This is a genomic window from Rhizobium sp. NFR12, from assembly GCF_900108545.1.
GTDB lineage: Bacteria > Pseudomonadota > Alphaproteobacteria > Rhizobiales > Rhizobiaceae > Neorhizobium > Neorhizobium soli.
Genome location: NZ_FNWM01000003.1, coordinates 14,984 through 35,328, shown reverse-complemented (window position 1 = coordinate 35,328; position 20,345 = coordinate 14,984). Strand labels below are relative to the sequence as shown.

General features: G+C 59.4%; 19 protein-coding genes. 2 read left to right on the top strand and 17 right to left on the bottom strand.

All coding sequences use genetic code 11. The features are described from left to right. Positions 1 to 77 precede the first annotated feature (77 nt). The 10 genes from BLW69_RS13615 to BLW69_RS13570 all read right to left on the bottom strand — a co-directional run bounded on the left by BLW69_RS13615 (position 78) and on the right by BLW69_RS13570 (position 10,399). Positions 78 to 1,688: an FGGY-family carbohydrate kinase gene (locus BLW69_RS13615; protein ID WP_092662646.1), complete on the bottom strand. Its 1,611-nt coding sequence runs from the start codon at positions 1,686 to 1,688 to the stop codon at positions 78 to 80. A gap of 36 nt (positions 1,689 to 1,724) precedes the next feature. Further along, a complete protein-coding gene (locus BLW69_RS13610; protein WP_092662644.1) occupies positions 1,725 to 2,453 on the bottom strand; it encodes an SDR family oxidoreductase in 729 nt (242 codons plus the stop codon). A gap of 29 nt (positions 2,454 to 2,482) precedes the next feature. Further along, complete coding sequence (locus BLW69_RS13605; protein ID WP_092662642.1) at positions 2,483 to 3,520, bottom strand: NAD(P)-dependent alcohol dehydrogenase; 1,038 nt, start codon at positions 3,518 to 3,520, stop codon at positions 2,483 to 2,485. A 17-nt stretch (positions 3,521 to 3,537) separates the two neighbouring features. Then, complete coding sequence (gene ugpC, locus BLW69_RS13600; RefSeq protein ID WP_092662640.1) at positions 3,538 to 4,620, bottom strand: ABC transporter ATP-binding protein; 1,083 nt, start codon at positions 4,618 to 4,620, stop codon at positions 3,538 to 3,540. A 56-nt stretch (positions 4,621 to 4,676) separates the two neighbouring features. Continuing rightward, entirely contained in the window at positions 4,677 to 5,675 is a 999-nt protein-coding gene (locus tag BLW69_RS13595; protein WP_092662638.1) for a sugar-binding transcriptional regulator, read from the bottom strand. An 18-nt stretch (positions 5,676 to 5,693) separates the two neighbouring features. After that, positions 5,694 to 6,599, bottom strand: a complete 906-nt coding sequence (locus BLW69_RS13590) for a sugar phosphate isomerase/epimerase family protein (RefSeq protein ID WP_092662636.1) — start codon at positions 6,597 to 6,599, stop codon at positions 5,694 to 5,696. Continuing rightward, entirely contained in the window at positions 6,596 to 7,414 is an 819-nt protein-coding gene (locus BLW69_RS13585) for a carbohydrate ABC transporter permease (protein ID WP_092662634.1), read from the bottom strand. Before BLW69_RS13585 ends, BLW69_RS13590 begins: the two co-directional genes overlap by 4 nt. Further along, positions 7,414 to 8,328, bottom strand: a complete 915-nt coding sequence (locus BLW69_RS13580) for a carbohydrate ABC transporter permease (protein WP_092662632.1) — start codon at positions 8,326 to 8,328, stop codon at positions 7,414 to 7,416. Before BLW69_RS13580 ends, BLW69_RS13585 begins: the two co-directional genes overlap by 1 nt. Positions 8,329 to 8,395: 67 nt before the next feature. After that, positions 8,396 to 8,947: an SIS domain-containing protein gene (locus BLW69_RS13575; RefSeq protein ID WP_092662631.1), complete on the bottom strand. Its 552-nt coding sequence runs from the start codon at positions 8,945 to 8,947 to the stop codon at positions 8,396 to 8,398. Positions 8,948 to 9,049: 102 nt separating this feature from the next. Then, the gene (locus tag BLW69_RS13570) at positions 9,050 to 10,399 is read right to left on the bottom strand and encodes an ABC transporter substrate-binding protein (protein ID WP_092662629.1); all 1,350 of its coding nucleotides are present in this window, start codon (positions 10,397 to 10,399) and stop codon (positions 9,050 to 9,052) included. Between the two features lie 315 nt (positions 10,400 to 10,714). Here BLW69_RS13570 and BLW69_RS13565 point away from each other — a divergent pair, with 315 nt between their 5' ends. Beyond that, complete coding sequence (locus tag BLW69_RS13565; protein ID WP_244508832.1) at positions 10,715 to 11,524, top strand: inositol monophosphatase family protein; 810 nt, start codon at positions 10,715 to 10,717, stop codon at positions 11,522 to 11,524. A gap of 95 nt (positions 11,525 to 11,619) precedes the next feature. Here the strand turns inward: BLW69_RS13565 and BLW69_RS13560 are convergent, their stop codons facing one another. From BLW69_RS13560 to BLW69_RS13530, 7 genes are all read right to left on the bottom strand, one after another. After that, the gene (locus tag BLW69_RS13560; RefSeq protein WP_092662625.1) at positions 11,620 to 12,489 is read right to left on the bottom strand and encodes a D-psicose 3-epimerase; all 870 of its coding nucleotides are present in this window, start codon (positions 12,487 to 12,489) and stop codon (positions 11,620 to 11,622) included. A 56-nt stretch (positions 12,490 to 12,545) separates the two neighbouring features. Further along, a complete protein-coding gene (locus BLW69_RS13555) occupies positions 12,546 to 13,211 on the bottom strand; it encodes a nucleoside triphosphate hydrolase (protein WP_092662624.1) in 666 nt (221 codons plus the stop codon). A 32-nt stretch (positions 13,212 to 13,243) separates the two neighbouring features. Beyond that, positions 13,244 to 14,092: a sugar phosphate isomerase/epimerase family protein gene (locus BLW69_RS13550; protein WP_092662622.1), complete on the bottom strand. Its 849-nt coding sequence runs from the start codon at positions 14,090 to 14,092 to the stop codon at positions 13,244 to 13,246. 1 nt (position 14,093) lies between these two features. After that, positions 14,094 to 15,089, bottom strand: coding sequence for an ABC transporter permease (locus tag BLW69_RS13545; protein WP_092662620.1), 996 nt, complete (start codon positions 15,087 to 15,089; stop codon positions 14,094 to 14,096). Then, positions 15,086 to 16,102 (bottom strand): ABC transporter permease, encoded by a 1,017-nt coding sequence (locus BLW69_RS13540; RefSeq protein ID WP_092662618.1) that lies wholly within the window; start codon positions 16,100 to 16,102, stop codon positions 15,086 to 15,088. Before BLW69_RS13540 ends, BLW69_RS13545 begins: the two co-directional genes overlap by 4 nt. After that, positions 16,095 to 17,588 (bottom strand): sugar ABC transporter ATP-binding protein, encoded by a 1,494-nt coding sequence (locus BLW69_RS13535; protein WP_092662616.1) that lies wholly within the window; start codon positions 17,586 to 17,588, stop codon positions 16,095 to 16,097. Before BLW69_RS13535 ends, BLW69_RS13540 begins: the two co-directional genes overlap by 8 nt. 117 nt (positions 17,589 to 17,705) lie before the next feature. Continuing rightward, entirely contained in the window at positions 17,706 to 18,686 is a 981-nt protein-coding gene (locus tag BLW69_RS13530; RefSeq protein ID WP_092662614.1) for an autoinducer 2 ABC transporter substrate-binding protein, read from the bottom strand. Positions 18,687 to 18,927: 241 nt separating this feature from the next. On the opposite strand from BLW69_RS13530, the gene BLW69_RS13525 reads away from it, so the two are divergent. Beyond that, positions 18,928 to 19,995: a LacI family DNA-binding transcriptional regulator gene (locus BLW69_RS13525; protein ID WP_092662612.1), complete on the top strand. Its 1,068-nt coding sequence runs from the start codon at positions 18,928 to 18,930 to the stop codon at positions 19,993 to 19,995. The last annotated feature ends 350 nt before the right edge of the window (positions 19,996 to 20,345 follow it).

Below are 20,345 nucleotides of genomic sequence, written 5' to 3'. Positions count from 1 at the left end.
TGCTTCTATAACTTGCCGTGACGCGTCCGTAGCTGTCATCGCGTTTGCTTTGGTGTCGCAACGTCCGTGACGGAGAGCTAAAAGTCCCTGATCTTGCGTAATTCCGACTGGAGCGTCCGGAAAGCTTGGAAGCGCCGGTCGTGAATGGTTCGGATATCGCCGGAAGCCGGTTCGTAGATGCGGCCCGCTTTGCTGAGCGCTTGCATAGCCTGCCTCAGATCAGTGAAAGATTTCGCCGCAGTCGCTCCCAAGAGCGCTGCTCCGAGCAGGACAGGCTCCGACGTCTTTGGTGCAACCACCGGCTTTCCGCTCGCATCTGCCAGGATCTGGCGGGTCAGATCATGCTGGCCAGCGCCACCGCTGATGATGATCTGCTGCACATCTGCGCCAGCCTCTGCCTGTGCTTCGATGATCTGGCGCAGGCCGTAGCCTATGCCGCAGAGCCCAGCCACATAGAGCGCTACCAGATTTTCGAGATCCCTTTCCATGCCGAGACCGGCGATGGCAGCGCGTGCGGCGGGATCGGCAAAAGGTGCACGGTTGCCGAGAAACTCTGGAAGAACATGCAGACCCTTCGCCAGGGAGACGACGTGCGACGTCGAGGATACTGCCTGTAGCGCCAGATTGGCCAGCATCACGGGCAGGGAAAGACCTTCCGTCTTCGCCCGCGCGCTCGCCTCATGGAAGGCGGGATGAAAGCTGATCAATTGATCGATCGCAGCGCCAGCCGCGCTCTGACCACCTTCGTTCAGCCACAGCCCGGGAACCATTGCCGAGAAATAGGGCCCCCAGACGCCGGGGACGAATTTCGGGCTGCTGGTGGAGGTCAGCGTGCAGGATGAGGTGCCGAAAACATAGCCGAGGTTCAGTTCCGGCGTGCCGCCAATGCCAACGGTGCCGATACCGCCGGCATGCGCGTCGATCATGCCGGCGGACACCGGCGTGAAGGGACGAAGACCAAGCTCCTCTGCCGCCGCGTCCGTCAGGCCCTGCCCGACTGCGGTGCCGGGCTCGACGATCTCCTGGCCGATCCGGGCGAAATTCTCGTCGGCGAGTTCCTGCAATCCGATCTGGCGGAAATAGGTGGGGTCCCAGCGGCTTTCATGCGCGAGATAGGTCCACTTGCAGGCAAGCGTGCAGGTAGAGCGAGCGAGGCTGCCCGTGGCGCGCCAGGTGAGGAAGTCGGCCAGATCAAAGAACTGCCAGGCCTCAAGGAAAACCTGCGGGCGATTTTCCTTGAGCCAAAGGAGCTTCGGCGTTTCCATTTCGGGCGAAATACGGCCTCCGACATAGCGCAGCACGCCGTGACCGAGCGCATTGATCCGCTCGGCCTGTTCGACAGCGCGATGATCCATCCAGACGATGATGTCTCGCGCCGGATCGTCCGAAGGACCAACGGGCAGCGGACGTCCGCCCTCGCCGAGAACGACGAGGGAGCAGGTCGCATCGAAACCGAGGCCTGCGACCTGATCTGGCGAAACCTTCGCCTGCTGAAGAGCCGTGCGAACTGCATGGCAGACCGAGGCCCAGATATTGGCGCTGGATTGCTCGACCATGTGAGCGTGATCGCGATAGATCTCGATGTCGCGCTTGCCGGTTCCAAGGCACTCACCCTTCTCATCGAAGACGCCGGCGCGCGCACTGCCCGTGCCGACGTCCACGCCGATAAAATACCTAGAACCGCTCATGCCTCACTCCTCCGGCTAATCGATATCGTGTCGTGCCTATAGATCGACGCTATTCGGCAAGATCACAAGATCCCGAATGACCACATTGCGAGGACGCGACAACATGAAAAAGACTGCCTCCGCCACTTCCTGCGGCTGCATCAGGCTGCCATTCGCCAGCGCCTCATCCATTTTTTCCTTCGGCCAATCATCCAGGAGAGACGTCACGACGGGACCGGGAAGAACAGCACCAACGCGGATACCATGCTCTGAAACCTGGCGACGCGTCGTGTGCACGAAAGCCTGCACCGCGAATTTGGAAGCGGTATAAATCGGCTCCCAGACGACGGGAACCACACCGGCAACCGAACTGGTGAAGAGGATATCGCCGGACTTCTGTGCGATCATATGCGGCAGAACCGCTTGGACGCTGCGGAATGCCGCATTGATGTTCAGGTTCAGCATGCGGTCCCATGCGTCGGGATTGCCTTCTGCCACGGCCCCGCCGACATAGGCACCCGCATTGGCATGGAAGATATCGAGCCTTCCCGCCACGTCCAGAATGCGCGGAAGAAGGCCGGAGACGCGTGGCCCATCGAGGAGATCGACCACCACCATGCGGGCGCGCTCGCCCAGTTCTTCGCAAAGTGACTTCAGCCTGTGCTCGGCGCGATCGACAAGCACGACAGTCGCGCCCTCATCGATCAGCTTTTTCGCGCAAGCAAGCCCGATCCCAGAAGCGGCCCCGGTAATAGCCGCGACCTTTCCGTCCATACTCTTCGTCATGATGAAACTCCTGTGGCGTTGCGCCTCGGTTAATCGGCAAGCCGGATCTGCAGCTTCACATCTTCCGCCAAACCTTTCGCCGCCCGTTCAAAGGCAGCGATGCTATCGGAAAACGCATAGGTCTCCGTGATGAGCGGTTTCAGGTCGACCTTGCCAGATGCGATCAGGTTGACCGCGCGATCGAAATTGTTGGCGTATCTGAACACAGTTTCGATGCGTGCTTCCTTGATAATCGAAGCAGGCACATCGAAGTTGACCGGTTCGATCGGGAGGCCCACCGGGACCAGCGTGCCACCCGGACGCATGAGATTGAAGATACCCTCGTAAGCTCTCGGACTGCCGCTCGCCTCGAAAATCACATCCGCGCCCCAGCCATCGGTTGCGTTCATCACGGCATCCTGCAGCGACGTTTCCTTGATGTTGACGGGCGTGACACCCGCGTATTGCCCGGCGATAGCAAGCTTTGGCGCGCTGAGATCCGAGATGATGACGCGTGAGCAGCCTCCGGCGAGTGCGGCAATCGCCGTCATGATGCCGATCGGGCCGCAGCCGATGACGACAGCGACATCGCCGGGTGTGATCCGCGCACGGGTGGCTGCCTGCATGCCGACCGCAAAGGGTTCGATCATCGCGCCTTCGGCAAAGGATACAGTGTCGGGCAGCTTGTAGGTAAACGCGGCCGGATGAACCACCTCCGCCGTCAGCACGCCATGAATAGGCGGCGTCGCCCAGAAGCGGACATCCGGATCGACATTATAAATGCCAAGCTTGGAGGCCCGCGATTCCATGTTGGGAATGCCTGGCTCCATGCAAACCCGGTCGCCGACCTGCAGCGTCTTCACCTGCGAGCCGACCTCGATCACTGTGCCCGCCGCTTCATGACCCAGAACCATCGGCTCTTTGACGATGAAGGAACCGATTGCGCCATGGGTGTAATAGTGGACGTCACTGCCGCAGACCCCGACGGTGTGAATAGCGACCTTGACGTCGCCGGGGCCGACTTCGCGCGGCAGATCGATATCGCGGATCGCCAGCTCGCCTTTGCGTTCCAGTACCAGAGCTTTCATGTGGTCACATCCTCAGGTCAGAGTGCCAGGCCATCCGGGGTGAAGAGATAGATGTGGCCCGGATCGATGCCAGCGGTGATCTGAGCGCCAGGCGTCAGATCCGGCCGCCCGTTGGCGAGGATGATGATGGTTTCCTCGCCGGTTCGTGCGTAGATCTGCGTTGAGCCACCCAGGTTCTCGGAAAAGTCAGCGGTCAGCTTGAGGAGTGGCGTCGCAGCCGCGACATCCAGATGTTCGGGTCGAAGGCCGACCGTCAGTGTGTCGCCAACCTTCGCCTTACCTGCGGAGAGATGCGTGAGAGACAGGGATCCAGCCTCAAAGGCCGGATGCGAAAGCTGCAGGGTGGCGCTATCGGCACCCGTCACCTTGGCTTTGAGAAAGTTCATCTTCGGCGAACCGATGAAGCCCGCCACGAACGTGTTCGCCGGATGATCGTAAAGCTCGGTCGGCGAGCCGATCTGCTCTACGAGACCGGCGCGCAGAACGACGATGCGGTCCGCCAGCGTCATGGCCTCAACTTGGTCATGGGTGACATAGACCATGGTTGCACCGAGATTGCGGTGCAGCTTGGCGATTTCCACACGCATCTGGCTGCGCAGTTCCGCATCGAGGTTCGAGAGCGGCTCATCGAACAGGAAAATTTTCGGGTTGCGAACGATCGATCGACCGATTGCAACGCGCTGGCGCTGACCGCCGGAAAGCGCGCGCGGCTTGCGCTCCAAGAGGGGCTCGATCTGCAGGATGCGGGCCGCTTCGGCGACGCGACGCTTGATCTCGTCTTCCGGCAGTTTCGCCATGCGCAGGCCGAAGGCCATGTTCTCGAACACACTCATATGCGGATATAGCGCATAGGACTGGAAGACCATCGAGACTTCGCGCTTCGCCGGCTCCTCGTAGGTCACGTCCTTGCCGTCGATGGCGAGCGTTCCTGACGATACGTCCTCAAGACCGGCGATCATCCTCAGCAGCGTGGACTTGCCGCAGCCGGAGGGGCCGACGAAAACCACGAACTCCCCCTTGGAGGCCGAAATGTTGACACCCTTGATGACGCTGAGTTCCCCGAACGTCTTCTTGATGTTGTCCAGCTGCAGGAAAGTCATGTTCACGTTACTCCCAATTCCGCGATACCGGGGCAGATCCTCCAGCAGCGCCTTCTCTATTTGCCTTTGGTGTGTCTCTGGATTTCGGTCTGCAGCAGGCCGGTCGCACAGTTCTCATCGGTCACAAGACGCTTGACATAGCCGCCGCGCAGGATGGCGCGAATGATATCGACCTTGTACCAGCCGCCCGAGGCCAGGATGGAATGCTTGACCGACTTCAACTGCTCCGGTGTCAGCGACAGCACCCGCTCGTGCAACGGATGATCGACAGGCTTGCCATCGGCGTCCAGAAACACGCCGAGCAGGTCGCCCACGGCGCCGGCTGCAAGAAGGCTATCCAGATTTTCGGAAACGGTCGGCGTCTGCACGAGGATAGAACGTGTGGTCATGTCGCCGCAGGAAACTAGCGCCACATCGACGGATCGCGCGCGACGCATGGTTTCGCGAATGCCGTGATGGGCAAGCAGCGCCTCCCGGCTCTCCACCGAAGGAAAATAGAGAGGCGCCGTGAGATACCAGCATTCGGCGGAAATCGCCCGCGCATAGCCTGTCGCAACCTCGAAAGTGCTGGAGCCGGAACCGCGCGTCAGACCGCCCATGACGGACGTGACCCAGCTATCGGGAAGAGGACGTGGCGTCAGCCGTTTGAGACCTGCCGTCAGGGTTTTTCCCCAACCGACGCCAAGCCCCATGCCATCTTCCAACAGCTTGTCGAGAAGGCCGCCCGCGGCATCGCCGACGGCCCGCTGGTTTTCCTGATCGTCGGGCAAAGTCGGGATGACGCAGACCTCATCCAGCCCGTATCGCTCCTTCACCTTGTTCTCAAGCTCGATGCAATTGGCCATCGGCAGTCGGATGTCCACCACGACCGATCCGTCCGTGCGCAATTGTCCAAGCGTCTTGTTCACCCGAAGACGGGTAAGCCCGAGTTGATCAGCGATCTCCTGCTGGGTCAGGCCGCCGATGAAATAGAGCCAGGCGACACGCGCACGGATCTGCTGCGCGTCCATGTCTTCCATCGTTGTCGTCGGCGTCTCGGTTCCCTTGGGCGGCATGGTTCGTCGTCTCCTAATTCAGGCAAAGGCCTGCTTGAGCGACGCGGCCGATGCCTTCAATGCATCCAGTATGGATTTGCTATCTCGTTCGAATGGGTAGAACACTTCGAGGAATACCGGAGATTGCGCAAGTCCCGTGCGGGCAAGCAACGCTTTGGCCTCAGTGGGATCGACTCGACCTTGTTCCGTGAAATCCCAGTGTCGGTCGAACTGGAAATCCGTCTGCTGGATGTGCACAGCGCCGATGACATCGTTCAATTGGGCGAACCATGGCTCCATTGTATCTGCCCGCTCGCCATAAAGCGGCTGGAAGGTGCCGTGCCCCCAATCAACGCAGAGGCTCCAGGGTGTCGCGGATCCGGCCACATCGGTCATCATCTGGCGCGCCTGGTCGACGGTCCACGGCCATTCGCGGCGCATCGGCGTCGGCTCGACGTAAAGCTCGGAAAGACCGGCCGCCTTTGCCTTGTCGCCCAGGCGCAGCATCCGCTCAATCAGGCCTGTATAATCGCGTTCATCGATGGCTTGCGCCTCGCTTCCATCTGTGCGGGAGGCAATAGCGCCCAGCGGACCGCCGACGCCCGGAATGCCGGCCTCGGCGGCGAAACCATAGGCGCGTTCAAGCCATGCCTCGGCGAAAGCGCGCACGTCCTCATCCGGGTGCAGCAACTGATTGAAGGTGTAATGCGCAAGCCCGATGAAGGCGCTGTGAATGAAGATGCCGTGATCGTCTGCCGCCTTTCTCACATCTTTCGCTTGGCGGGAAAGCACAGGCGCTGGCCACATCGGATCGACCAGATCGAAGGAGAACTGGATGAGGTCCAGGCCCAGTTGATCCCGCACCACGGGCGCCCAGAGCTCAGGCGTGATCCAACGCTTGACGCAGAAGGAGAGGTTGATGCCCAAAGGGTTCGCCGCATTCATTTCGTCGCTCCCATTGTAAGGCCGCGCACCATGTGGCGCGATACGATCAGCGCGAAAATGGTGACAGGAAGAACGATGACGGTCCCGGTCGCCATGATCTTGCCCCAGGGCAGTTCATAGCCGGACATGAAACTGGTCGCGACGACCGGGGCGGTCTGCACATCACGGCGGGTCAGCACGAGGGCGTAGAGCAATTCGTTCCAGGAGAAGATGAAGGAGAAGATGGCCGAGACCGCAATGCCCGGCGCGCCGAGCGGCAGGTAGATCTTGCGGAAAATGGTGAACTGATCGGCACCGTCCAGACGCGCCGCCTGTTCAAGATCAGGCGGGATGGACTTGAACTGGTCCGTGCAGATCCACACCACGATCGGCAGGTTGAATGTGAGATAGATCAGGATCAGCACGAGATGCGTATCGAGCATCCTCAACTGAAGTGCCAGAATATAGACCGGGAGCGCCAGAACGATCGGGCTCGTCATGCGGTTGGAAATGAACCAGAACCAGAGGTCGGACTTGCCGCGAAACTCGTAGCGGGCAAGGGCGAAGGCGGCGGGTGCGCCCAGAAGAACGGCAAGTGCCGTTGTCGCCGTGGCTATGATCAGCGAATTGCCGACAGCTCCAATCACCTTCGAATCCGCGAAGATTTCTCGGTAGTTATCGAGCGTCGGGGCAAACATCCAGACCGGCGGCGAAGCCAGGATATCGGCCTGCGTCTTGAAGCTCGCCGAAACCATCCAGTAGAAAGGAAACAGTGTGAACAGGATGACGGCGGTCAGGCCAAGGGCATACAGGATGGTACCGGACGAAAGACGCATCAGTTCACCTCCTTGTAGAGAACGCGGATGTAAAGTCGGCTGAGCAGGATGGTGATCACCAGCAGCAGGATGGCCTGTGCCGATGCCGTGCCGAGATCGAAGATGCGGAATCCGACACGCTGGATGTAGATGGAAACGAGGTCTGTGGCGGAGCCCGGCCCGCCGCGCGTCATGACGAACACCATATCGAAAAGTTTCAGCACATCGGCTGAGCGCAGGATCAGAAGCGCCGTCAAACCTGGCATGAGATAGGGAAGCTGCACATGCTTCAAGAGCGCCCATTTGGAGGAGGTTTCCAGCCGCGCCGCTTCCTCGATTTCACCCGGCACCATGGAGAGACCAGCCAGAAAGATGAGGGCGCAGAAGGGCGTCCATTGCCAGATATCCATGATGACGATGGCCGCAAAGGCACCCGCCTGCGAGCCCAGCCAATCCAGCCCGCCGATACCGAGCGCATCGAGGAACCAGTTTGCCACCCCAAAATCACGATTGAAAATGAGCCGCCCGATGAGGCCGACCACGGCATAAGTGGTGGCGAGCGGCACCACCAGAGTGACGCGCGCCAGCGATTTCAGGAAACCCATGCCCGTCTTGTGCAGAAGAAGCGCGATCATCAGGCCGAGCGCAATCTCGACAGGCAGAACCGTGATGTAGAACTTCGCCGTCAGAAACAGCGAAGCCCAGAAGGTGCCATCGGTCAGCACGGATATGTAGTTTTCCAGCCCGATAAACGGAAAACCATCCCGCGGACGCGCGATATTGTACCGTCTGAATGACGTCACCACCGCAAAGATCGTTGGATAAATGCCGATGATAAACAGCGTGAAGACAGCCGGTGCCAGAAACCAGAACGGTGTCCAGCGGCCGTAACCGCGATTGGGTCTGAGCTTGGGTTGAGGCGTCATCCTCGTCATCGACTTATCCTGTTCATGCCCGGATGGAAGGGGTAGCGTTGGCCCTTGGGGAGCAGCGCAAATTCCCTCATTCCAGATTGGTATGGTTGGCGCGCATGGCAGCGGGCGTCACGCCGAGCTTGTCCCGCACGGCAAGCACGAGCAGCTCGAACGCAACATAAAGAGCGCCTTCGTAAAGCGAACCCATGGGCAGCACCGAGGTGCCCCCACCTTGATCATTCGCCATGGTCTGTGCCGGAACATGCAACACCAAATCCGCTTTCGCAGCAGCTGCTCCGGAAGGTTGGGCTGTCACCACCAGAACCCGGGCACCAACAGCCTTTGCAATGCCAATCAGCGCCGACACGGTTGAGAAATCGCCGGGGCCTGCCGAGACGATGAGGAGATCGCCGTTTTCGACCGGTGGAGTGGTCATATCTCCCACCACCGCGGATTTCAGGCCCAGATGGAAGAGGCGCATGGCCAGCCCCTTGATCTGTAGTCCCTCGCGGCCCACACCGTAGAGTGCGATGCGATTGGCCGTAGCGATGGCGTCGGTTGCCGCCGCAAATGGGGTATGATCGATCCCGGCGATGCAATGGCCAAGTTCCGCCAGCGCCTTTTCATGAAGATGAAGCATGGGTTCTGTTCCGCAGGATCCGAAGAGTGACGTGGATGATGGCGACCGCGCGCCACCATCCACCTGCAAACACCCTGGCAGGTGCTGGAGAGTGTCAGAGGTTTACTGCAACAGCTTCTTCTTGCCGTCGTAGTAGCCTTCCTTCTTCAGGATATCTTCCATGCGGGTGCCGATCTCCTTGGAGCCAGCCTCAACGGAGACCTCACCCAGCATGACCTTGGAGCCCCATTCGGCAACGACTTCGGAAATGGCCGGCCATGCCGGGAAGCGCGGACGGAATTCCGGCACGCCCTTCTGCCAGGAGGCCACCATCGGCTCGACGAACTTGTACTTCGCCTTGATCGCCGGGTCGTTGTAGATCGACATGCGGCCCGAGACGCCGCCCGCTTCCACGTAGGACTTGGCAATATCTTCCGAGGTTGCCCACTGGATGAAGAGCCAGGTGGCCTTCTTCTGCTCCTCGGTGGCTTGTGCAGCCACAGCCAGCGAGAAACCGCCAAGCGCCGGCAGACGCCCAGCCGGGCCAGCCGGTTCCGGAGCAACAGCAAGGCAGTCGCCAAGCTTTGACGTGGCCGGATCGACCAGCGTTCCATAGAATGCCGACCACTCGGTGATCATCGCGACCTGGCCCTGTGCCAGCGCATTGACCGCTTCTGCATGGTCGAAGCTGACGATGCCCGGCGGCATGTACTTCATCAGGGCCTGACGGAAGTTGAGGCCGGCCTGGCTTTCCTTGCTCATCAGGTTGGACTTGAACTGCTTGTCGAGCAGCGAGCCTCCGAAGGGCCACAGGAAGCGCATGAAGCTGTCGGCCGACTGCGTTTCGCCGCGCAGCGACTGAAGCGCGAAGGCATACTGGTTTTTCGATGCATCCGTCAGCTTGGGGCCGTAGACGTTCATCACCTCGTCCCAGGTTGCCGGGGGCTTGTCGAAGCCGGCTTCCTTCAGCTTGCAGGAATTGTAGAACAAGAGGCCGGAATAGTTGTCGAAGGGCAGGCCATAGGTCTTGCCGCCCCAAGAGCCAAAGGCGTCGAGCAGAAGCGGGAAGAAGCCATCCAGCTTCAGGTTGGGGTCGGTGATCGACTTGTCCTCGGCGAATTTATCAATCGGCTCGATCCAGCCGTTTTCCGCAAACTCACCGATCCAGACCAGATCGACGAGCGCCATGGTGATGTCACCCTGCGACGTGAAGTTCAGGACTTCCTTCTCGCGGGTGTTCTCGTAGGGAACGATTTCGTAATTGACCTTGATGCCGGTCTTCTTTTCGAACTCCGGCAGAAGCTTGATGATGGCGCGATAGCCAGGGCGATCCAGAAAGATCCCACTGATTTCCGTACCCTTCAGCGGCTTGGCAGCATTTTCCAGCCAATCGGCATGCGCCGCATGCGGCATCACGGCGCTGGCAGTCGCAAGAGCCAGTACGCTGGCGCAGATTCTCAACAGACGTTTCATTCCACTCCTCCTACGGTGAAAGCCGCCTCCCCGGCAGCCTCGTTCGATCTTCAGACGAAGGGGGTCCGAGAAGGTCCAGTCGTGGCACCACCTCCATCCGGGCCTCCCAAGAACCGGCATTTACCCCTTCGAGCCCAGTAAAAGACATGGCTTCGCCATTCGCGAATACAGCGCGTTTGGCAATCGATATCAGTGACTTAAGCTCGCCGTCCCTCTCGGCGGGGTGGATTATTGATACATCTGTATTTTTATATTTGCAATAGCATCGTTGTGCGAATTAGGATGCCACGAGACACAGGAAACGGGAGGCAGCCGTTGGTTCATCATCACCGCAATCCCAACGATATTGCCATTCGCTGCAAGCTCGCCGAAGACGTTGCGCGCAAAGCGGGAGACAAGGCCCGTTCGTTCCTGGCGACACCGGAAAAGCTCGGCTGGATAGAGAAGGCTTCCTCGCAGGATATCGTGAGCGCCGCCGACGAGGCGACGGAAACCTATCTGCGCCAGATGATCCGGCAGGCCTTTCCGGAGGATGGCATCGTCGGGGAGGAAGCGGGATCAACGACCGGCATTTCCGGCTTCGACTGGGTCATCGATCCCATCGACGGAACCATGGCCTTTCTGGTGGGCCAGCCAAACTGGACCGTTTCGGTCGCAGTGCTCCATCAAGGCGAACCGGTGGTCGGCGTGGTCGTGGCCCCCATCCTGGACGAAGTCTATGTCAGCAGCTTGGGCTGCGGTGCGACCCTGAACGGAAGGCGTCTCGCGATCAACGAGGATTGGACCATTCGCTCCACGACAGTCGGCTTCGGCGGCACTGAAAGAGCTGATCCCCTGAAGGTCGGTGCCTTCGTCACGCGCCTGTACCAGGAAGGGGGTGTCCTCTTCCGCGTTGGTTCGGGTGCCTTGATGCTCGCCTATGTCGCAGCCAACCGGCTAGCCGGCTATTACGACCCGACCCTATTCTGCTGGGACTGCATGGCCGGCATCGTGCTGATCCGCGAGGCTGGCGGTCTGGCGGAATTCGCCGGCAGCCTGTCGGAACCGGGCGAGATATGGGCGGGAAACCGCAATGTCTTCGACAATCTCAAGCGCATCAGTGCAATGCGCGATGAGGGCATGTGAGGGATCGGCTGGAAAATGTCTTATCGCCACTGCGCGAGGTTCGCTCTTCTTGACCGAAGAACCAACCTCGCTTGGAGATATCTCAGGGCGACAGGTCAGCCGCCGAGGACAAACCTCGAAAACGCCAGAGAATTGCGAGCATCCTCATCCATCTTGGCTTCGTTTGCACCATCGGTTAGGTCACGCCAGACGCGAATGTCCGAGCCGATGGTGCCACCGGTCTTGACGAAGGGTTCCATGACGACCACGCCGCTGTAGTTGATCTCGCGGAGGGCGGCACCGATCTCGTGCCAGGGCATCCGGCCCTTGCCTGGGACACGGCGATTGCTTTCGCCGGTATGGAAGTGGCCCAGAAGCGATCCGGCGGTGCGTATCGCATCTCCGAAGCTGTCTTCCTCGATATTCATATGGAAGGTGTCGAGCATCACCTTGACGTTCGGTTTGCCGACCTCCTTGACGAAGGCGACGCCTTCGGCTGCGGTGTTCAGAACGTGGTTCTCGAAGCGGTTCAGCACCTCGATGCAAAGGTTAATGCCGAGATTGTTGGCGAAGTCGGCGATACCATGAATGCCTTCAACACCACGCGCCCAGTCGCCTTCCTTATCAACCGGCTGCGAATAATCGACTGGCCAATAGGAGTGCAATGCCCCGCCGATCGTCTTGATATCAAGCTTGGCAACGTTGCTCAGCGTCTTTTCAAAAAAGGCCTTGCCGGCCGCACGCACGTCTGCATCGGGCGAGGCCAGATATTTGCTCTTCGACGGACCAATGCCGGCCGTCAGAATGATATTATTGTCGATGGCACTCTGCTTGATGGCGGCAAGTTCGGCGTCGTCATAGTCATTGATATGGTGCGCAGCAACTTCGATCACATCGAAGCCGAGCTTGGCGACCTTCTCGATATAGGGGCCGAATTTCGCGCTCCACTCATGCTCCCAATAGGAATAGTAGATGCCGTGTTTCATGAATGTCTCCCTTTGGAATTGAAGTCTTTAGTGGCTTTGCTGATGTGCAGATCGGGTTACCCGCTATTGCTCACACGCAGATCGGGCTCGGCGCTGTTGGCTGCGATGAAGATGCCGTTCGGCAGGTCGTTTTCTTCAACCTTCTTGTTGATCTCCTCAAGGGAAAGGCCGAAGCCGCGCCAGCGGTTTTGAAGACGCTGCCGCAAGTCCTTCAAGGGCACGTCTACGAAAACGGTGAGATCGAAGATGGGCTTCAGCCGGTTCCAGGGCGCCTGCTGTGCCAGCAGGTAATTGCCCTCGCAGACGATGATATCCGTCGACTGGGGAATGAGCCGACCGCCGGCGCGGGCAATCTCGATCGACCGGTCGAAGACGGGAACCGCGATGACATCGTCTTCATTCGCCTTCAGGCGCTGCAGCATGTGCCGCAGACCGTGCGCATCAAAGGTATCGATGGCGCCCTTGAACGCACGCCGACCCATCTCGTTCAGCACGGCATCATCATAGTGATAGCCGTCCATGGGAAAAAGCGCGGCTTTGAGCCCGTGTTGTGATGTCAGCAGATCAACAACCTGTTCCGCCAGCGTCGATTTGCCGGAACCCGGTGCGCCGGCAATGGCGACGAGAACTCGCTTTCGACCCAGCGCATCGAAGCGCTCGGCAGACGCCGTGGCGATGGTCCTTGCCGTCGCCTCGATCCCCGATGATACCGTATCAGCCATTTGATGCCTCCACCCCGTCTGTGCGAACCAACTTACGCCAGCCCGTACTGAACCGCCTTGTTGCGCAGGAATGAGACGCCGTTTTCGAAGACCTCTTCAGCATCGCGGGCAACGGGACGCCATGTTGAAATGGCGCCTGCCATCTCGACCGGCATGCCGGCAAAACTTTCAAGCGTCAGCACCCCCTTGAAGCCGATGGCGGCGAGTGCCGAAAAGAGCGCATCCCACGGCACGTTTCCGTAGCCTGGCGTGCCGCGGTCGCTCTCAGACATGTGCATGTACTTGAGGTGGTCGCGGGCCGCGATGATGCCGTTTGCAACACCCTTTTCCTCCATATTCATGTGGAAGGTGTCGAGATGGACGAAGACATTGTCGAGGCCAATCCGCTCGACCAGCGCAACGGCCTGGGCGGCGGAATTCACGAGATGGTTTTCATAGCGATTGACGGCTTCGATGCCGAACTGAAGTCCGAGGCTCTTGGCGTGCTTCGCTGCGGCCCCAAGAGCTCGGGTCAGATTATCGTATTCCGCTTCGGTGGGGGGAAAGCCGGTGCGCTCATTGGTCCCGCCATAAGTCACGCCGGTCAGTGCCTCGGCGCCGATCTCGGCGGCCGTATCCAGGGCAGACTTGAGATGTTCGATGGCAGCATCCGGGCGACGCGACGGCCATGCCGGCTCAGGCATCACCAGCGAACAGGCAGCCCGAAGACCGTGCTTTTCCAGAAGCCCGCGGCTGTGTTTCGCGTCGACGGACGGAATATCGATCAAAGGGATTTCGATGAAATCCTGTTTGTACCGGGCTGCACCTTCGATGGCGCGCTCTGCCCCTGCGTGGTCCCACACTGTGGTCCACATCATTGCATGTATGCCGAGTCCCTGCACGTCAGGCCTTCTTTCTCTTGAAAAAGCGATAGTTCGAAGCAAGCGTTCGTGCCGCCATCACCACGATCATCAACACGCCCCAGAGCGCTGTCGCCAGATGCTGGTTCGCGCCCATCAGGTTGAGGCCAGACGACAGGAGTTGCAGGACGACCAATGCGACGAAGACCGGCAGCACCCGACCAAACCCACCGAACGGATTGACGCCACCCAGGAATGCCGCGAGCACGGTGATCAGAAGATAGGATTCACCGTGGCCGACGCGCACCGAATTGAACCGGGCGAGCATGATGATGCCGGCGACCGCGCACATGATCCCTGAGAGCGTGTAGACGAGCACGACGATCTTGCGCGTGTTGAGACCGGAATAGTTGGCCGCTTCCATGTTGGAGCCAATCATCAACAGCCCGAAGCCGAGCTTGCTGCGTGTTAACAACACGTGCCAGACGGCCACGCAGACAATGAAGATTAGGAGCGGGATAGGAAGGCCGAGAACCGATCCATGGCCGATGGGCGCCACATAGGCCGGAAAGCCTGAGACATCACCGCCGCGCGTCAGAAACTCTCCAAGCCCGCGCAGGAAAATCATCATCGAAAGTGTGACCAGGATGGGGTGCGCGCGGGTATAGGCGATGGCAACGCCCGTCAAAGCGCCGGCCGCGGCACCGGTCGCAAGTGCGGCAAGGCAGGCCAGCAAAAAAACGCTGACCGAAGCATCCGCGCCGCCGTGCGCCTGCAGCACCCAGGCGGCCGCAAGGCCTGCAAGGTTGGCCGTAAAGGTGATCGAAAGATTGATGCCGCCGGTCAGAAGCGGCAGCAGCATGGCGAGCGTCAGCAGGCCGAGTTCCGGAAGCTGAAAGGCAACCGAGCCGAACGTGGCAAGCGATAGGAAATTATCCGCCGCAAGGCCAAAGATCAGCATGACGGCCACGAAGGCAATGACCGGACCGCCCATGTCCGCACCAAAGGTCTCTTTGAACTTCTGCACAAAGGTCTTCATGAGCGCTGGCTTCCTTTTCGGGAGGAACTCTTCAGGGCCTCAGGCAAAAGCTTGTCGAGCCGGGCGGACGAAAGCGTGATGGCAGCGAGAATGATGGCACCGACAATCATCTTGAAGGCAAAGGGGGAAACACCCATCAGATTGAGCCCGTTCTGTGTGATGGAAACCAGGAGGACGCCCAGCACGCAGCCAAGCACCGATCCCTTGCCACCACCGAGGCGCGCACCGCCCAGCACCGTCGCAGCCAGCACATCAAGCTCTCGGCCATAAAGCGCGTTCGGCACTACCTCCTGCGCGTAATGCGCCTGCATGAGCCCAGCGATACCGGCCATGAGGCCAAGCCAGCCGAAGGAAATGTAGTGCATGGCACCGATATTGATGCCGAAGCGTCGCGCGCCTTCCGGGTTGTCGCCGAAAGCGTAGAGCTTGCGACCGGTCGTCGTGCGCGAGATCATGAAGGACGTGGCGACGCAGCAGAGGATCATCACCACGACCGGCAGGGTAAGTTCCACCCATGACCCGTCCGCCATCTCTTGCTCGTAGAAGACGACACGGTTGGAAAGCCAATCCGGCAGGTTGTAGATCGACACACCCTTGGTGAAGAACATCAACAGGCCGAAGAAGATGTTGAAGGTCGATATGGTCGCGACGATCGAAATGATCTGCAGCCGATAGATCAGAAAGGCGTTGATCAGCCCAAGACCGGTGCCAACGACGCCTGCAATCAGAAATCCTTCTGCCCAATTGCCGCCACCCAAAGCGCCAAGTGCCAGCACCGTCAGATACTGCGCGACTGAAGCGGCGACGGCGAAGGAAATGTCGATACCACCCGAGATCAACACGACCAGAAGCCCGACCGCGAAGATGATGTTGACGGCGGAGATGTTCAGCACGTCGAAGGCGTTGGCGACGGTGAGGAAACGGTCGGTCCCAAAAGACAGGCCGATGCAGAGAAGAACCGTCACGGCAATAAGAGTAGTTTCGGTCGAATGACCTAAGCTGAGCCTACGCATAGACGACGGACTCCAATTCTGTAAGCGACGTTTGGCGCGGGTCGTAGACAGCCTGGAAACGACCCTCCACCATGTGGATGACGCGGTCGGCGTTGAAATAGACTTCCGGCGGCTCGTCGGAGATGAGGATGATCGCAAGGCCTTCGGCAGCCAGCTTTCGGACGATATCGAATATGCCGGCCCTCGCCCCGACATCGACGCCGACGGTCGGCGCATCGAGGATCAGAATCTTGGGGCCGATCGCCAGCCATTTGGCAATCGCCACGCGTTGCTGGTTGCCGCCGGAAAGGGTGCGGATCGGATCGTCCGGCGTACCGATCTTGACGCCGAGTTCCGAAATCCAGTGCGAAACGACATGAGACTTTCGGTTCGACGAGATGAGCCCCCCGGACAAGATGCGGTTCAGCGAGGCCATCACGAGATTGTCGGCGATGGACTGCGGCTGGTTGAGACCGAGCGACAAGCGGTCCTCGGAAAGATAGGCAACACCTGCGCGGATCGCGTCCCTGTTTGACCCAAAGCTGACCTTCTCTCCCTCCAGCAGGATCTCGCCAGAATGCGGCCGGCGCATTCCAAACAGAGTGAGCGCCAGTTCCGTGCGTCCGGCCCCCAGAAGGCCGGTGATACCCAATGTTTCGCCGCGCCTGAGATCGAAAGAAACATTGCTGAATTCGTCGTTGCGCGTCAGGTTCCTGACCGAGAGAACGACCGGCGCATCATCATGGTCAGAGGCGATGACGGCGCTGTCGAAATTGCGGCCGGTCATCAGTTCGGTCACACGTGACTGTGTCATGCCCTCGACGGGATAGACGCCAACGAGTGCCCCGTCGCGCAGTACGGTGATGCGGTCAGAGATCTCAAGCACTTCCGCCAAACGATGAGAAACAAAAACGACGGCGACACCGGACGCCGAGAGATTGCGGACAATCTCGATCAGATAATCGGTTTCCGATTGCGTCAGCGACGCCGTCGGCTCGTCCATGAAGACAAGACGCGCTTCGCCGACCAGCGCACGGGCGATCGCCACGATCTGACGCTGGGCGATCGGCAATTCCTTGAGCGGTTGGTGAACGTCCAGGCTGACACCCAGTCGGGCCAGTGCCTTTTCCGCTGCAGCCTCGATGGCGCGCTTGTCGATCAGGCCGTATTTGCCCTTCACCGCAAGCTGGAAGCCTATGTTTTCAGCGACGGACATTTCGCCGAAAAGCGCAAGGTCCTGCCAGATCACCTGAATGCCGAGCGACTGGGCCAGCGTCGGTGTCATCGCGGCGATCGGTTTGCCGTCAAATAGAAGTTCTGCGCCAGCTTCCGGCTTATAAACCCCAGTGATGACCTTGATGAGCGTGCTCTTGCCGCAACCGTTTTCCCCCGCCAGGCAATGGACTTCCCCCGGATTGACCTCGAAGGATACGCCTTTCAGGGCACGGACGCCGCCGAACGTAACCTTGATGTTTTTCAGGGAGAGAAGCGGGTGTGAGACCGTCATTAACGTGTACTCCGTCTGCCCACGCTTGCCGCGCGACCATGCGACTGACTTGCATTTTTTGAAAGAAGTGGGCCACGCGGACGTTGCCGCCCGCGCAGCCCTCAGGCTCCGGGAGGATCAGAGCCCCATGGAAACCAGCTTATCGATGCTTTCCTTGTCGATCTTCAAAAGCTGATCGACGACGATTGTGTTACCATCTGGCGTGATGGTGCCGAGGCCTTCGATGGTCTCACCGGCAGCCGGTGTCTGGCCCTTGGTAATGCGGTCGGCAAGGGTCACGAAGACTTCGCCGGCCTGCTTCGGGTTCCACATGAAGCCGCCCGTCAATGCGCCGCTCTTGATCAACTTGGCGCCCTGTCCCGGCGAGAAAGGTCCCACAACGAAGATCTTGCCATCCTTGCGACGCTCTTCCACGGCTCGGCCAGCGCCGATCGGACCCTGCGAACCGAACGCCATGAAGCCGGCAAGATCGGGATTGGCCGACATGAGGTCAAGCGCCGTAGAACGGCTCTTGTCGAGATCTTCGGCAACGCCGTAACGATCCCCCACCAGCTTCATGTTCGGATAATTGGCCTTTATATAAGCGATCGCCGCATCGGCCCAGGCGTTATGCAAAGGCACTGTCAGCGAGCCAACGAAAACGGCATAGGAGCCCTTGCCGCCCATCTTCTCGGCGAGAAGCTTGCCATGCGCTTCGCCGAAGCCCTTCGCGGACGCCAGCTCGAAATCCCAGTCTGCACCCGCCTGCTTGGGCGATTCATGGGTGATGACCTTAATGCCAGCGGCCTGAGCCTTCTTCAGAACCGGCTCCAACACTTTGGCATCGTTGGGAACTACGCCGATAAAGTCGACCTTCTGAGCGATCAGGTCTTCGATGGCGCGAACCTGCAGGGCCGGGTCGGCACTGGTGGGACCCACCATGAAACCATTGACCCCGAGCTTTGCGCTCCGCTCCTTGATGCCTGCCTCCATGGCGTTGAACCATGGAATGCCACCGATCTTCACGACAACGCCGATTTTTGTTTCGGCAGCAAATGATGCCGTCGATGCGAACAGCGCCAGCGAAATGCCAAGCGCAACTGAAATAAGTTTCTTCATGGGGTCCTCCTCCTTAGAATATCCCTGACGCGAAAATGCCTGCCTGCAAGAGCTCGTGCCCAGCGGTCGAATTTCCTGTGCCTGATACAGGCTCCTCCCTCGTCGCTCCTCAAGCGAACCACCGGCACAATCGATATTTCTACGTTGCACAATCGATGGTGCAGGCACATTATCACCAAGCGGGCTTTCGTCAAGAGGGTCTGCCATTTACAACATGCAAGATGTAAGGGGTGATTCAGGCATGACTGAAAAGGAACAGAGGAAAGCAACGATTTACGACCTTTCGGTCAAATCAGGCGCATCGGCTTCGACGGTGAGTGCTGTCCTGAACGGCACATGGCGCAAGCGCCGCATTTCGGAGGAGACCGCCAAAAAGATCATCTCCTTGGCAGAGGAACATGACTACACCGCCAACCAGCAGGCCAGGGCGCTCAGGAGTTCGCGGTCGGGATTGGCGGGATTGCTTCTGCCGGTCTATGATACGCGCTTCTTCTCCTCCATGGCGCAAACATTTGAATTGCAGGCCCGCACACGCGGCCTGTTGCCGCTCGTGGTCGCAGGTCGCCGTGATCCGGACGAGGAGCGCCGGACTGTCGAGCAGCTCGTCGCCTATTCCATCGATTCGCTTTTCATTGTCGGGGCAACCGATCCGGACGGCGTTCATAACGTTTGCGTTCGGGCGGGAGTACCCCATGTCAATATCGACCTGCCGGGCACACTGGCCTCTTCGGTCATTTCCGATAACAGGCAGGGTGCGAGGACGCTGACCTCGGCGATCATCCGGCACGCCCAGCAAGCGGGGCCTCTCAATCCGGATGATGTCTACATGTTTGGCGGTCGCGACGATCACGCCAGCCGCGAGCGCACCATCGGCTTCCATGCTGCGAAAGCGGAGATCCTGGGGCCCTCTACAGGCGACGACATGGAAAGCACCGGCTATTCGCCCAGCATGACCGCGCTTGCCTTCGAACGCTTCTATGAGCGCCACGGACGACTGCCGCGCTGCTTCTTCATCAATTCGTCGATCAATTTCGAGGGTTTGCTTCGCTTCATGGGCAAGCACGATGGCGAAGCCTTCGGCGATATCGTCGTTGGCTGTTTTGACTATGACCCCTTCGGATCCTTCCTGCCGTTTCCCGTCTACATGATCAGACCGAATATTACGGACATGCTCGAAAAAGGTTTTGAGCTTGTGGACACAACGAAAGATGCGCCCCGCATTGTCCTGATCGAGCCTCAGCTTGTGCTCCCACGGACGGCCCTCGAAGGACCACTGGATGAGTTGAAGGACAGCGTCGCATCCGTTTAGCCAAAGAAGGGGATCGTCCGGTAGTTGATGCCTATCCACAAATCCGCCTGTATTGCCGAAAAGCTGACTGGGAGTTCCAAGGTGCTTCCAATGATGGCAGCTCTAGCCGATCCGTACGACTTGGGTGCCTCAATCATCCGCCTCTAATTTACACCTTGAAAATTTTCGTGCCCTCGATTTATAACTCGGCCGCAGGCCTTGGCCTGCAATCCGCACAACGCGGCGGGAGGCCGTTGTGCCGGATTCCGAAATGATCGAAAGGCATGCTCCCGCTCCAGCCTTAATGGCTGTTGCGCGATATGCCCGTTCGACTGAGCGACGAGGCCCGCCTGTGAAGATGTCCGATTTCA